Origin of the sequence: Streptococcus sp. LMAG:39 (assembly GCF_008680485.1) — a bacterium.
In the GTDB taxonomy this organism is placed as follows: domain Bacteria; phylum Bacillota; class Bacilli; order Lactobacillales; family Streptococcaceae; genus Streptococcus; species Streptococcus pasteurianus.
The window spans coordinates 176,062-191,217 of the sequence record NZ_NALE01000001.1 but is presented as its reverse complement, the minus strand read 5'-3'; the positions used below and the strand labels follow the sequence as shown (position 1 = coordinate 191,217).

Genomic DNA, 15,156 nt, shown 5'->3' with positions numbered 1-15,156 from the left:
CTCCTATTTTTGTCGTGCTCGCTTAACGCCCTCGTATCTAATAAAGAGTGACAGTTTGTTGCTATAGAAAAAAGAAAAGAAGGACTATTTATGACCAAAACATGTAATCATCACTTTCTTGTCAATCAGGAAAAAGGCGAGAAACACGTCTTTCGTAAGAGTAAAAAATATCGAACGTTATGTTCGGTTGCCCTTGGAACAATGGTGACCGCTGTTGTTGCTTGGGGAGGAACGGTTGCACATGCAGACGAAGTCACACCAACAGTGGACACCACCATTCAACGAACGGAAAATCCAACCACGAATTTACCAGAAGCACAACCAACCCCTGTTTCTGAACAAACTGAAAGTATAGCGTTAACTGGACAATCTAACGGTGCAATTGCTGTCACCGTACCGCATGATACGGTAACACAAGCAGTGGAACAGGCCAAGGCTGAAGGTGTTTCTACGGTTGAAGATAGTCCAATGGACTTGGGGAATACAACTTCCGCGTCAGAAACCAACCAACAAATTTCAAAAGCTGAAGCAGATGCCCAAAACCAAGTTGAGGCTATCAATGAAGTTACTGAAACCTACAAAGCTGACAAAGTAGCTTATGAGGATGAAAAAGTCCGAATTGAACAGGAAAATAAGGAGCTGACACAGGCCTACGAAGGGGCCAACCAAACTGGTAAAGAGACAAATGCTTGGGTTGATACCAAAGTTAATGACCTAAAATTTCAGTATGCAGATGCTGATGTGACAGTAAAAGAACAAGTAGTTTCATCAGGAAACGGGACATCTGTACTAGACTATACCAACTATGGCAAGGCTGTTGAAACCATTCAATCAACTAACGAACAAGCACTAGCGGATTATCTAACAAAGAAAACCAAGGCAGATGATATTGTTGCGAAAAATCAGGTCATTCAAAAAGAAAATGAAGCTGGACTTGCTAAGGCAAAGGCAGATAACGAAGCCATTGAAAGGCGGAATCAGGCTGGTCAAGCCGCAGTAGATGCTGAAAACCGTGCAGGTCAAGCTGCGGTGGATCAGGCTAATCAAGAGAAACAACAATTAGTTTCAGATCGAGCAGCTGAGATTGAAGCCATTACAAAACGCAATCAAGAAAAAGAAGCCGCAGCCAGAAATGAGAATGAAGCGATTGATGCCTACAATGCGAAAGAAATGGAACGCTATCAACGTGACTTGGCCGAGATTTCAAAAGGTGAAGAAGGTTATATTTCTGAAGCCCTTGCTCAAGCACTCAATCTCAATAATGGTGAGCCACAAGCACAACATGGAGCCATTACCCGAAATCCTGATCAGATCGTTTCAACTGGCGATGCCATGCTGGGTGGCTACTCAAGAATTTTAGATTCAACAGGATTCTTTGTCTATGATAGCTTCAAAACGGGTGAGACACTAAGTTTTAACTATCAAAATCTCCAAAATGCACGATTTGATGGCAAAAAGATTAGTCGTGTGACTTACGATATTACCAACCTTGTATCACCAGCTGGAACCGATGCCGTGAAATTGGTTGTGCCAAATGATCCAACTGAAGGTTTTATCGCTTATCGAAATGATGGAAATGGTGACTGGCGAACTGACAAGATGGAGTTTCGTGTAGTTGCTAAGTATTTTTTGGAAGACGGTTCACAAGTTACCTTCTCCAAAGAAAAACCAGGTGTCTTCACGCATTCTTCCCTCAATCATAATGATATTGGTCTAGAGTATGTCAAAGATTCCTCTGGAAAATTCGTGCCAATCAATGGTTCAACCATTCAAGTGACAAATGAAGGTTTGGCTCGTTCTTTGGGTTCCAACCGAGCAAGTGATTTGAACTTACCTGAGGAATGGGATACCACATCAAGTCCTTATGCTTATAAAGGAGCTATTGTCTCAACGGTCACATCAGGCAATACCTACACAGTCACCTTTGGACAAGGCGATATGCCACAGAATGTTGGATTGTCTTACTGGTTTGCCTTAAACACCCTACCAGTGGCACGTACAGTATCACCTTATAGTCCCAAACCTCATGTAACGGTGGAACTTGAGCCTGTTCCTGAACCTATTACGGTAACACCTGATGTTTATACACCAAAAACATTTACACCAGAAAAGCCTGTAACCTTTACGCCAAAGCCTTTGGAAGAAGTAGTACAGCCTAGTCTAACTTTGACCAAGGTAACCTTACCTGTTAAACCTATTCCAAAAGAACTTCCAACGCCACCACAAGTTCCGACTGTCCATTATCATGCGTATCGTTTGACAACAACTCCAGAGATTATGAAAGAAGTGGTCAATAGTGACCAAGCTAATCTTCATGAGAAAACTGTCGCAAAAGATTCAACGGTGATTTATCCCTTAACAGTTGATGCTTTATCGCCCAATCGTGCTCAAACGACTAGTCTCATTTTTGAGGACTACTTGCCTGCTGGTTACCTATTTGATAAGGAAACAACACAAAAAGAGAATGGAAACTATGTCCTTAGCTTTGATGAGACTAAGAATTTTGTGACCTTAACCGCAAAGGAAAACTTGTTGCAGGAGGTAAATAAAGATTTAACCAAGGTTTATCAACTGACCGCTCCAAAACACTATGGTTCTGTTCAAAATGATGGGGCAACCTATTCCAATAGTTACAAGTTGCTTTTGAATAAGGGCACAAGAAATAGCTACACAGTCACTTCAAATGTTGTAACGGTTCGTACACCAGGTGATGGGGAGACAACCACACTCATTACACCAGATAAAAACAATGAAAATGCGGATGGTGTCCTCATTAATGACACGGTCGTAGCCCTTGGCACAACCAACCACTACCGATTGATTTGGGATTTGGACCAGTATAAGGGAGAGCGTTCTGCTAAAGAGACAATTGCACGAGGCTTCTTCTTTGTGGACGATTACCCAGAGGAAGTGCTTGAAGTGGTGGAAAATGGCACGGCTGTAACTACCCTTGATGGTCAGAAGGTATCAGGAATAACGGTTAAAAACTATGCTTCACTAAATGAAGCCCCTAAAGACCTTCAAGATAAATTAGCTCGTGCTAAGATTACACCGACAGGTGCCTTTCAAGTCTTTATGCCAGATGATAACCAAGCCTTTTATGACCAGTATGTCAAAACAGGTACATCTTTAGCTTTATTGACCAAAATGACGGTTAAAGATAGTCTCTATGGTCAAACAAAGACCTATACAAACAAGGCTTACCAAGTGGATTTCGGCAATGGTTATGAAACCAAGGAAGTGACCAACACCCTTGTTTCTCCAGAACCTAAGAAACAAAACCTCAATAAAGACAAAGTGGACATCAATGGGAAGCCTATGCTAGTGGGAAGTCAAAATTACTATACTCTCTCATGGGACTTGGACCAATACCGAGGGATTAAAGCTGACAACTCTCAGATTACACAAGGATTTTACTTTGTGGATGATTATCCAGAAGAAGCTTTATTGCCAGATGAAACAGCTATTCAGTTTATCACATCTGATGGCAAAATAGTTTCAGGAATCACGGTGAAGTCTTATTCTCGATTATTGGAAGCTCCTAAATCTTTACAAGCAGCCCTTTCTAAACAAAAAATTCAGCCTAAAGGTGCTTTCCAAGTTTTCATGCCTGAAGACCCACAAGCCTTTTATGAATCTTATGTGACCAAGGGGGAGAATATTACCATTGTCACTCCGATGACGGTTTTGGAAACCATGCTTAATTCAGGGAAGTCTTATGACAACGTGGCCTATCAGGTGGACTTTGGGCAAGCCTATGAAACCAATACGGTGACCAATTTCGTTCCTAAAGTAACTCCACATAAGTCTAACACCAATCAAGAAGGTATTTCAATTGATGGAAAGACTGTCCTTCCGAACACGGTCAATTATTACAAAATTGTTCTGGATTACAGCCAATACAAGGACATGGTCGTGACGGATGATGTTCTTGCTAAGGGATTTTACATGGTGGACGATTACCCAGAAGAAGCTCTTACCCTAAATCCTGATGGTATTCAAGTTTTGGATAAGGATGGCAATCGTGTATCTGGTATCTCTGTCAACACCTACGCTAGTTTGTCAGAAGCTCCGAAAGTCGTCCAAGATGCCATGGCTAAACGTCAGTTTACACCTAATGGAGCCATTCAAGTCCTTAGTAGCGATGATCCAAAATCCTTTTATGAGACCTATGTGAAGACTGGTCAAACCTTAGTTGTGACCCTTCCGATGACGGTTAAAAATGAGCTGACCAAAACAGGTGGTCAGTATGAAAATACAGCCTATCAAATTGATTTTGGCTTGGTCTATGTCACGGAAACAGTGATCAATAATGTTCCCAAATTAGACCCACAAAAAGATGTGGTGATTGACTTGTCTCATAAAAATGACAGCCTTGATGGGAAAGAAGTGACCTTGAATCAAATCTTTAACTATCGCTTAGTTGGAGCGATGATTCCAAGCAATCGTGCGACTGATTTATTTGAATATGGTTTTGAAGATAACTATGATGAAAAGCATGATGAGTACAATGGTGTTTATCGCAGCTATCTGACGACGGATGTCACCCTCAAAGACGGTTCTGTCTTAAATGAAGGAACGGAAGTCACGAAATATACCTTGCAACAGGTGGATACAGAAAATGGCCTCGTGTCAATTTCATTTGATAAATCCTTCTTAGAGACTATCTCTGATGATTCAGCCTTTCAGGCAGATGTTTACCTTCAGATGAAACGGATTGCGACTGGTCAGGTGGAGAATACCAATCTCCATACAGTGAATGGGTATGTCATCAGCTCAAATACAGTTGTAACACATACACCTAAACCTGAAGAACCAAGTCCAAATCAACCCACCCCACCTCAACCACCAATTGAGACTATTGAACCGCCTGTTCCAGCAAGCATTTTGCCAAATACAGGGGAACATGAATCCCTTTTGGGCTTGATTGGGGCTGGGATTTTACTCGGTACAGCTTATGGACTAAAGAAAAAGGAGGAGAAGTAGATGAATCCGAAAACCATTTATGAAAAGGATTCAGACCATGATGGTTTGACAGATGCTCAGGAACTGGCTTTAGGTACCTACCCATATGCTATTGACACAGATGGAGATGGTCAAGCTGATTTAGAAGAGCTACAATCTGGACATTCACCAATAGCCCCACAAAAGGAGTTGTACGATGACCTGGAACTTTGACACCATGAAAAAGGCTTTGTCTGAAATGGAGAGGGTAGATTACCAAGAGTTTACCAAAGCCTTTCTCTCTTTGGAACTAAGTATCTCAGATAGAACAATCCTCAATCAGGTTTATCAAGATTATATGGATGAAGATGACCTATCCTTGATTAGTGATGAGCTACGAGTTAAAGTGGATGGTTATCAGGATGAAGTACAGGCGGATTTGACTGACATTCTGGAAAAACTGTACCGAACAGGTGAAGGCTCTAGTTTTATTATGGATCTAATGTCCTCAAATAGTCTTTCAGACACCTTGGAACAATATGAAGTTTTGGATAGTGACGATTATTCACCACTTAGCCTTGAAACCTTACAGGCCATGATTCAACAGGACTTGGCCATTTCCAGTCAGGATTATTTTGGAGATCTGGTTCACCTTGCCTTGCAAAAAGATTTACTAGACCAGAAAAGTCATTTCTTACAACACTATGTGGCAACTGTAATGGAAGGTATTCCACAAGAAAGAGACCAACGAGCCTTGGTCCTAGATTAACGCAAGGGCTGAGAAACACTCTCAGCCTTTTTAAAATGGGAGGGAAAAATGAATCAAGAAGTCTTACTACAAATGATGAGAGCCACCATTCCTCGTGATAGAGCCTTGCTTGAGGCATTTTTATATTACCAAGCAGAGCATTTTGATGAGGAGTGGGATAATCTTATTCGTCAGTTTTTATCCAATGGGCAAGCAAACATCAGACCTGTTCAGGTACTTCACTTTGAGACAGATGTTTCAGCTTTTGTCAAGGCTAGTCCTTATGATACTGCTCATGATCTATTGACCTATACACAAGTATTCGGTCAAAATGGCCTCCAAAAACTTGACAAATTATCGCCGTCTGAAAAAGACTTGGTGATAGAAGTGGCCTTGTTTAATCTGGCCACTCGTTTTCAATTATTAGACTCAAATGGTCACTACCAAACCATATCGCCGGATTCACTCTTACAAAAGAGTAGAGGAGCTAATTTGGTCAATGTTTATCGAGTGGCTAATAATTTAGCGGATCGAATCAGCCGAGATATTGAACAGTTTCTCTTGACTTACGAGCCTGAGCTTGAAACAAGACTTGATGAAACTGTTCGAGAAAATGAAGAAACTGGTGATGGGCACAAAACAAGTGTTCATCAAGCAATATCATTTAGAGAAGATGGTTCTCTTATCATTGCAAGTTTGGATGTAGATCTGTCTCAACTGGATATACGAACTGGAAAAACCAGCCATCTGCCAGCTTATGAAGAGTTGTCATTACGACGTAAATTTGAGATTCTAACATATTTTGACCAAATTCGAAATGAACGTTCCAAAGTCCCAAGTTTTAGACGAGGTGATTTTGACACTGAGATGGAAATGACACCAGTCTTTGAAGGAGAAGAGTTACTCGCCTATCTAGAGGCTGATGGCAGTCTCTATGAGCTGAAACAAACGCTGACTACAGTCGAAGAAAAGGAATTAGAAAAAATTGGACAAGTCATTAGGACAGAAAATCAAGAAAAATTGACTCAGGTAGGGATTGATTTATCTCAGTTTGCCCCAGACCAAGTCGGTATTTTATTGGATGCGGCAGGTCGTTTTCGTTTGAAAAATGCGGATCTTGCTTTACTTGGTGGCTATCCCAAAGCCTCGGTAACTCAACTAGCCCTTGCGACAGAACTACTCCAAATGGGATTGAGTCATGAAAAAATTGAATTTTTCTTTGGTAACCAGCTTTCCATTGAAGAGCTGCGACAAATTGCCTACGCCTTTTTACGCCAAGAACTTAGCAGAGAAGACGCAGAGCAATTTGAAAAAGATAAAGGCAATCAGCTAGATTTAACCCTTAGAGATTGGAAAAGCAAGCTAGAAAAAGCTGAGACGAAAGAATTAGTTGATGAGGAATTAATTGATGAAGAATTAATTGATGAAGAATTCGTGGAAAATCCACTGGTTCAGAGAGTATTAGACACTTATCCTCTGGGGTCATTGGTTTCCTATAAGGGACAGGACTTTGAGGTCGTGTCGGTCAGCGATGCTCGATTGAACGGTTTGATTCGGATTGAGTTAGTCAATGACTGTTCGGATATCATTGAACAAAATCCAGTTCTTTATGTGAGAACTTGGGAAGAAGTCAGTCAGGCACTTCATCAGACAAAGGCAGAACCACAAACAGAGTTAGACGAAGCAGACCAAGAATTAAATCTTTTTTCATTTCTGGAAGAGGAGCCAGTTCAGAGTGTTGGACTATTGGAACCAGATGGTTCAGAAAAAGGTCATAACGATAATGATCTTGAAGGATCAGATAATCAAATTCCTGAAGAGGAAGTAGTCGAAACAATTCCAGAGATTCCATTAACGGACTTCTATTTTCCAGAAGATATGACGGACTTTTATCCTAAGACTGCTAGAGATAAGGTTGAGACAAACATAGCAGCTATTCGGTTGGTTAAAAAACTTGAAACGGAACGCCGTCAGGCAAATCCAAGTGAACAAGAACTCCTTGCCAAGTATGTAGGCTGGGGCGGACTTGCCAATGATTTCTTTGATGACTATAATCCAAAATTTTCTAAGGAACGAGAAGAACTGAAAAGCTTAGTCACAGATAAAGAGTATTCGGATATGAAACAGTCCTCTCTGACAGCCTATTACACAGACCCAGCCCTGATTCGTCAGATGTGGGATAAGTTGGAAAGAGATGGTTTTACAGGTGGAAAAATCCTAGACCCTTCCATGGGAACAGGGAATTTTTTTGCGGCTATGCCCAAACAGTTAAGAGAAAAGAGTGAGTTATATGGTGTGGAATTAGATACCATTACAGGAGCTATTGCCAAACACCTTCATCCCAATAGTCATATTGAAATTAAGGGCTTTGAGACGGTGGCTTTTAACGACAATAGTTTTGATTTGGTGATTTCAAATGTGCCGTTTGCCAATCTTCGGATTGCGGATAACAGGTACGATAAGCCTTATATGATTCATGACTACTTTGTCAAAAAATCACTAGATTTAGTCCATGATGGTGGGCAAGTAGCAATTATCTCTTCAACAGGGACCATGGACAAACGAACAGAAAATATCTTACAAGATATTCGTGAGACAACCGAGTTTCTTGGAGGGGTTCGACTGCCTGATTCTGCCTTTAAAGCCATTGCCGGAACCAATGTCACAACGGATATGTTGTTCTTCCAGAAACACTTGAACAAGGGATATGTGGCAGATGACCTAGCCTTTTCAGGTTCCATTCGTTATGACAAGGATAGTCGCATATGGCTCAATCCATACTTTGATGGAAAATACAATAGTCAAGTGCTAGGAATCTATGAAGTTAGAAACTTTAATGGTGGAACACTTTCAGTTAAGGGGACTAGTGATAACCTCATTACAAGTGTTCAAACTGCTTTGAATCATGTAAAAGCTCCAAGAGAGATTGATAGAAATGAAATCATCATTAACCCAAATGTGTTGACTAAACAAGTCATTGATACCTCCATTCCAGCTGAAATGAGGGAGAATCTAGGTCAGTACAGTTTTGGTTACCAGGGTTCTACGGTCTATTATCGAGATAATAAAGGCATTCGAGTAGGAACCAAGACGGAAGAAATCAGCTACTATGTAGATGAAGAAGGCAAGTTCAAAGCTTGGGACACCAAGCATCCCCAAAAGCAGATTGATCGCTTTAATAGCTTAGAGGTGACTGGTAGCACTGCTCTAGATGTTTATGTTACAGATGATGCAGCAAAACGTGGTCAGTTTAAAGGGTTATATAAAAAGACAGTTTTCTATGAAGCTCCCTTATCTGAGAAAGAAGTAGCACGAATCAAAGGAATGGTGGACATTCGTAATGCCTATCAAGAAGTCATAGCCATTCAACGCTATTATGACTATGATAAAGGCGAGTTCAACGACTTATTAGGCAAGCTTAATCGTACCTATGATAGCTTTGTCAAACGCTATGGGTATTTGAACAGTGCAGTGAATCGTAATCTTTTTGATAGTGATGATAAATATTCGCTTCTTGCTAGTTTGGAAGATGAAAGTTTGGATTCGAGTGGAAAGTCTGTTATCTATACCAAATCCCTTGCCTTTGAAAAAGCTCTGGTGCGTCCTGAAAAAGAGGTTAAAAAGGTACATACTGCCCTTGATGCCTTAAATTCCAGCTTGGCTGACGGACGAGGTGTTGATTTCGATTATATGATGTCCATCTATCAGGTTGATTCGAAGATGACTTTGATTGAGGAGTTAGGCGACCTCATTATGCCTGATCCTGAGAAGTATTTGAATGGGGAGCTGTCCTATGTTTCTCGCCAAGACTTCCTGTCAGGTGATGTCGTTACCAAGTTAGAAGTGGTGGACCTATTTGTGAAACAAGGCAATCAGGACTTTAACTGGCCGCATTATGCAGGACTTCTAGAAGCGGTTAAACCAGCACGTATTACCTTGGCAGACATTGATTATCGGATTGGTTCACGCTGGATTCCCTTGTCTGTTTACGGAAAATTTGCCCAAGAAACCTTTATGGGAAAAGCTTTTGACCTCTCTGACCAAGAAGTGGTGACTGTCCTTGAAGTCAGTCCCATTGATGGGGTTATCACTTACCAATCTAAGTTTGCCTACACCTATTCCAACGCAACGGATAGGAGTCTAGGTGTCCCTGCTTCACGCTATGATAGTGGTCGAAAAATCTTTGAAAACCTCCTGAATTCCAATCAACCAACCATTACAAAACAAATTGTCGAAGGGGATAAGAAAAAGAATGTGACAGATGTGGAGAAAACAACGGTCCTACGTGCCAAGGAAACGCACCTACAAGAGCTATTTCAAGACTATGTGTCAAGGTATCCAGACGTCCAACAGATGATTGAAGATACCTATAATAGTCTCTATAATCGTACAGTTTCTAAGGTTTATGATGGTAGCCATTTAACCATTGATGGACTCGCCCAGAATATTTCCTTACGTCCTCACCAAAAGAATGCCATTCAACGGATTGTGGAGGAAAAACGTGCCCTACTAGCCCATGAGGTAGGGTCTGGAAAAACCTTGACCATGCTTGGAGCTGGTTTCAAATTGAAAGAACTCGGAATGGTACATAAACCTCTTTATGTGGTTCCTTCTAGTTTGACTGCACAGTTTGGTCAAGAAATTATGAAATTTTTCCCAACTAAGAAAGTTTATGTGACCACCAAGAAGGACTTTGTCAAAGCCAAACGTAAGCAGTTCGTATCACGTATTATCACAGGCGACTATGATGCCATTGTCATTGGAGATTCCCAGTTTGAAAAAATACCGATGAGCCGAGAGAAACAGGTCACCTATATCAATGACAAACTCGAGCAACTCAGAGAAATCAAGCTAGGAAGTGATTCTGACTATACAGTTAAAGAAGCAGAGCGTTCGATTAAGGGACTAGAACACCAACTAGAAGAACTCCAAAAACTGGAACGAGATACCTTTATTGAATTTGAAAACCTTGGCATTGATTTTCTCTTTGTGGATGAAGCTCATCATTTCAAGAATATCCGTCCAATCACTGGACTTGGGAATGTCGCGGGAATTACCAATACCACTTCAAAAAAGAATGTAGACATGGAGATGAAGGTGAGACAGGTTCAGGCGGAGCATGGTGATAGAAATGTCGTTTTTGCGACAGGAACACCAGTCTCAAACTCCATTAGTGAACTTTTCACCATGATGAATTACATTCAACCTGATGTCTTGGAACGATACCAGGTATCCAATTTTGACTCTTGGGTTGGTGCTTTTGGGAATATCGAAAACTCTATGGAACTAGCCCCGACAGGTGATAAATACCAACCTAAGAAACGGTTTAAGAAGTTTGTCAACTTGCCTGAACTCATGCGAATTTACAAGGAGACTGCAGACATTCAGACTTCAGACATGCTTGATTTACCTGTACCTGAAGCCAAGATTATTGCGGTGGAAAGCGAGTTAACACAAGCTCAGAAATACTATTTAGAAGAACTGGTAGAGCGTTCAGACGCTATCAAGTCAGGTAGTGTTGATCCAAGTAGAGATAATATGCTTAAGATAACTGGGGAAGCTAGAAAACTAGCCATTGATATGCGGTTGATTGACCCTGCTTATACCTTATCAGACAATCAGAAAATCCTTCAAGTAGTCGATAATGTCGAGCGGATTTACAGTGAAGGAGCTGAAAACAAAGCCACTCAGATGATTTTCTCTGATATTGGAACCCCTAAAAGTAAGGACGAAGGGTTTGATGTCTACAATGAACTTAAGGACTTGCTAGTAGATCGAGGGATTCCAAAAGAAGAAATTGCCTTTGTCCATGATGCCAATACTGATGAAAAGAAAAACTCACTGTCTAGAAAGGTCAATAGTGGGGAAGTACGGATTCTCATGGCTTCGACTGAAAAAGGTGGAACAGGTCTAAACGTACAATCACGCATGAAAGCTGTTCACCACTTAGATGTTCCATGGCGTCCCTCTGATATTGTCCAGCGAAATGGTAGGCTCATCCGACAAGGTAATATGCACCGGGAGGTAGATATTTATCACTATATTACTAAAGGGAGCTTCGACAATTACCTCTGGCAGACGCAGGAGAATAAACTCAAATATATCACCCAGATTATGACCTCAAAAGATCCTATTAGATCAGCAGAAGATATTGATGAACAAACCATGACCGCCTCAGACTTTAAGGCTTTAGCCACTGGTAATCCCTATCTCAAACTGAAAATGGAGTTGGAAAATGAACTAACAGTGTTAGAAAATCAAAAACGAGCTTTTAATCGCTCAAAAGATGAATACCGTCACACTGTTTCCTATTGCGAGAAGCACCTCCCTATTATGGAAAAACGGTTGAGTCAATATGATAAAGATATTGCCCAATCTTTGGCAACAAAGTCGCAAGATTTTGTCATAAAATTTGACAATCAAGCAATGGATAATCGTGCAGAAGCAGGGGACTATCTGCGAAAACTCATTACCTATAACCGCTCAGAGACCAAGGAAGTCAAAACACTTGCCAGCTTTAGAGGATTTGATTTAAAAATGACTACACGAGGTCCTAGTGAGCCCTTACCAGAGACGGTTTCTTTGATGATTGTAGGTGATAATCAATATACAGTCGCTCTTGATTTGAAATCAGACGTGGGAACCATTCAACGGATTAGTAATGCCATTGACCATATTATAGATGACCAAGAAAAGACGCAAGAGCTGGTAAAGGATTTAAAAGATAAACTACGAGTAGCCAAAGTAGAAGTTGAAAAAGTCTTCCCCAAGGAAGAAGATTATCAGCTTGTAAAGGCTAAGTATGATGTTTTGGCTCCCTTGGTGGAAAAAGAAGCAGAGATTGAGGAGATAGATGCAGCTTTGGCCAAGTTTAGTGAAGATCCAACACCTCAAAAGGAGCAACAAATAATACTCGAGATATAAGAAAAAAGGCTGACAAATATCTTTGAACGCGGTAAAATGAAGTCAAGAAATCACAAAAGGAGAATAGATCATGGCCCAAACACTAGAAGAAATGCGTTGTCAACTTGAAGAATGGTTGGCACAAGGCTTTACAAGCCCAGAAGATAGGGCAAACTACCAAACCTTAAAGGAACAGTATGAAGATGAAACTCTTGATTATAGCTTTTCAAAGCGTGAAATCACTGGACAGCTGGAACTCATCATCACAAGTCGTGAGAATGATTTTCCAAACCTAGACGAAGTGACGAAAGTGGAATACCTTGACTTGGTTGCCCAACTAGATGAACTTGACCAGGAACAAGCTAACTATTACCGTAAGCAGATGCCTTAGAAAGAGGTGGAAGATGTTGGAACAAATTCTACAAAGCCTTCTGATTATTATAGCAATAGGACTAATGTTGCTTGTCCTTTATCAGATTGTGAAAGTTTCAGGTACTTTATTCCTTATCGGGCTCATCAGTGGATTAGTCTTTATTGAAATCTATGGAATCTACCTCTTTTTCACAGAGAGAGACCTCTATACAGAAGATTTAGCAGCCAATGGTATTTGGAGTTTTACTGGATTTTTTATAGCTTTGAATTTATTTCTAGTTTTTAGCATTATTATGAAGTGGTGGAGAAATAGAATAGTTTAACACGGAGGATTACCGATTGGTAGTCCTTTTTCTTGTGATAAAATCTCCAAGCTAATCTTGATATGATGAGGCTATCACTAATAAAGGAGTAAGTCATGTTAAATAAAGTGAAAGCTCGATTTCTGATTGGAGTAGGAGGTTTAATCGCAGTCAGTTTTATGGTCATGATTGGCTACACGATTGGCTCACAATCCGTTTCAAAACAAACAGAGCACCAAATACGAGCAGAAGCCAATAAACTTGTGACAAAGGAAAAGCAGGAGGAAAGAGCGACAGTCTTATCAGATGAGCTTGTCAATGAATTTCTCACTCAATATTATACAAAGGTTCAGCTGGGTGAAAATAACGCTCGTATCAAACCCTACATGACGGATTCGGCATTTTCAGAAGAGGAAGCAAATCAGAATAAAGCGATCAATCAAGTTTATAAAGATTATATGCTTGACTACCGATTTGAATCAGCCAGTATCTATGTCAATACAGAGAGCAATGTTGCACTTGCGGAAGTTACCTATCAAGTGACTTATGTATCTGACTTGAGTGAGCAACAACAACGAACCACTCAGACAGAAACCAAGACGGTTATCTTATCCTACTCCAAAGTTTCCGACAAGCTTCTGGTTAATCAGTTGACCATTTGGAATGGGAAACTGGAGGACATGAAAGAAGCTACAGATGGTGCTAATTCCAGCATACCAACGATCCAAGGAACTACAACAAGTGAGAACAACTAGCAGGAGACAGTCTTCTGCTTTTTTTGATAGGGAGACAAGATGACACGAATTAAAGCAGTAAAACAAAAGGCCATTTTAGATGTGGCTGAAAGTCTAGGTTATTCCTTTAGACGTTTATCAGGACACATTTATGAACACCCAGACCATGATTCCTTTCGGATTTTTGCAGATACCAATACTTTCAAATGGTTTTCAAGAGATATACAAGGGGATGTGATTGACTTTGTTCAATTAGTGGCAGATGTTTCTTTCAAAGAGGCTGTATCCTATCTTGAAACTGGGGATTTTGAACAAACTAAGGTGATAGAAGAAACTTATCAACCGTTTCAATATTATTTGCGTGAAGAACCCTTTCAGCAAGCCCGTACTTACTTGAAAGAAGTTCGTGGCCTAAGTGATCAGACTATCAATACCTTTGGCAGACAAGGATTGCTTGCTCAAGCTACTTATCAATTGGAGCCCGTATTAGTGTTAAAAAGCTATGACCATAATGGGACCTTACAGGCCGCAAGCCTACAAGGTCTCGTCAAAAATGAAGAAAGACACAAACGTGGCTATTTGAAGAAAATCATGAAAGGCTCTCATGGCCATGTCGGTATTAGTTTCGATATTGGGAATCCTAAGCGACTCATTTTTTGTGAATCCGTTATCGATATGATGAGCTATTATCAGCTTCACCAAAAGCAATTATACGATGTTCGCCTGATTTCAATGGAAGGCTTAAAACTTTCAGTGATTGCTTATCAGACCTTGCGACTTGCGGCAGAAGAACAAGGAAAATTGGCATTTCTAGATACAGTAAAACCAAGCAGACTTAGCCATTATCTTCAGGCAATACAAGAGACGACAACCTTTTTTCAAACTCATTCAAACGTCATAACATTGGCTGTTGATAACGATGAAGCAGGAAGAGAATTTTGTCTGAAACTGTCAGATAAAGGACTTCCGATTTCTCAAGATTTACCACCATTGCAGGGACTTGAAACAAAGTCAGATTGGAATGATATTGTGAAACAATAGAGGGAAATATCTTTAGGGGACGTTGTCCAATCTGCTCAAACACAAGTCATTAGGAATCATCCTCCACCTAAATGGGAGCATGCATTGGAATTGTGATAACAAAATCAAGTCC

At 40.6% G+C, this 15,156-nt stretch carries 7 protein-coding genes and 1 pseudogene; all 8 read left to right on the top strand.

Annotated features, from left to right (window positions below; genetic code table 11):
- Positions 1-90 precede the first annotated feature (90 nt).
- The 8 genes and pseudogenes from CCC20_RS00930 (at position 91) to CCC20_RS00895 (ending at position 15,140) form a co-directional block, all read left to right on the top strand.
- Positions 91-4,986 carry an SspB-related isopeptide-forming adhesin gene (locus CCC20_RS00930; protein WP_287178426.1) on the top strand — a complete coding sequence of 1,632 codons (4,896 nt, stop codon included), beginning with the start codon at positions 91-93 and terminating at the stop codon, positions 4,984-4,986.
- Positions 4,987-5,178: a calcium-binding protein gene (locus tag CCC20_RS00925; protein WP_285394261.1), complete on the top strand. Its 192-nt coding sequence runs from the start codon at positions 4,987-4,989 to the stop codon at positions 5,176-5,178.
- On the top strand, positions 5,162-5,713 hold the full coding sequence (locus CCC20_RS00920; protein WP_285394262.1) for a hypothetical protein: 552 nt from the start codon (positions 5,162-5,164) through the stop codon (positions 5,711-5,713). Before CCC20_RS00925 ends, CCC20_RS00920 begins: the two co-directional genes overlap by 17 nt.
- Positions 5,714-5,761: 48 nt before the next feature.
- Positions 5,762-12,616, top strand: coding sequence for a helicase-like domain-containing protein (locus tag CCC20_RS00915; RefSeq protein ID WP_287178421.1), 6,855 nt, complete (start codon positions 5,762-5,764; stop codon positions 12,614-12,616).
- Between the two features lie 70 nt (positions 12,617-12,686).
- The gene (locus CCC20_RS00910; RefSeq protein ID WP_144356693.1) at positions 12,687-12,986 is read left to right on the top strand and encodes a DUF5962 family protein; all 300 of its coding nucleotides are present in this window, start codon (positions 12,687-12,689) and stop codon (positions 12,984-12,986) included.
- A gap of 13 nt (positions 12,987-12,999) precedes the next feature.
- Positions 13,000-13,290: a DUF5966 family protein gene (locus CCC20_RS00905; RefSeq protein WP_144356694.1), complete on the top strand. Its 291-nt coding sequence runs from the start codon at positions 13,000-13,002 to the stop codon at positions 13,288-13,290.
- 95 nt (positions 13,291-13,385) lie between these two features.
- Positions 13,386-14,024 carry a peptidylprolyl isomerase gene (locus CCC20_RS00900; RefSeq protein ID WP_144356695.1) on the top strand — a complete coding sequence of 213 codons (639 nt, stop codon included), beginning with the start codon at positions 13,386-13,388 and terminating at the stop codon, positions 14,022-14,024.
- Between the two features lie 39 nt (positions 14,025-14,063).
- Positions 14,064-15,140, top strand: a pseudogene (locus tag CCC20_RS00895) (toprim domain-containing protein).
- Positions 15,141-15,156 lie beyond the last annotated feature (16 nt).

Bases quoted from the DNA above. Each gene is read 5' to 3' on its own strand.
- CCC20_RS00915 (WP_287178421.1), top strand. From the start codon at position 5,762: ATGAATCAAGAAGTCTTACTACAAATGATGAGAGCCACCATTCCTCGT.
- CCC20_RS00905 (WP_144356694.1), top strand. From the start codon at position 13,000: ATGTTGGAACAAATTCTACAAAGCCTTCTGATTATTATAGCAATAGGA.
- CCC20_RS00920 (WP_285394262.1), top strand. From the start codon at position 5,162: ATGACCTGGAACTTTGACACCATGAAAAAGGCTTTGTCTGAAATGGAG.
- CCC20_RS00900 (WP_144356695.1), top strand. From the start codon at position 13,386: ATGTTAAATAAAGTGAAAGCTCGATTTCTGATTGGAGTAGGAGGTTTA.
- CCC20_RS00930 (WP_287178426.1), top strand. From the start codon at position 91: ATGACCAAAACATGTAATCATCACTTTCTTGTCAATCAGGAAAAAGGC.
- CCC20_RS00925 (WP_285394261.1), top strand. From the start codon at position 4,987: ATGAATCCGAAAACCATTTATGAAAAGGATTCAGACCATGATGGTTTG.
- CCC20_RS00910 (WP_144356693.1), top strand. From the start codon at position 12,687: ATGGCCCAAACACTAGAAGAAATGCGTTGTCAACTTGAAGAATGGTTG.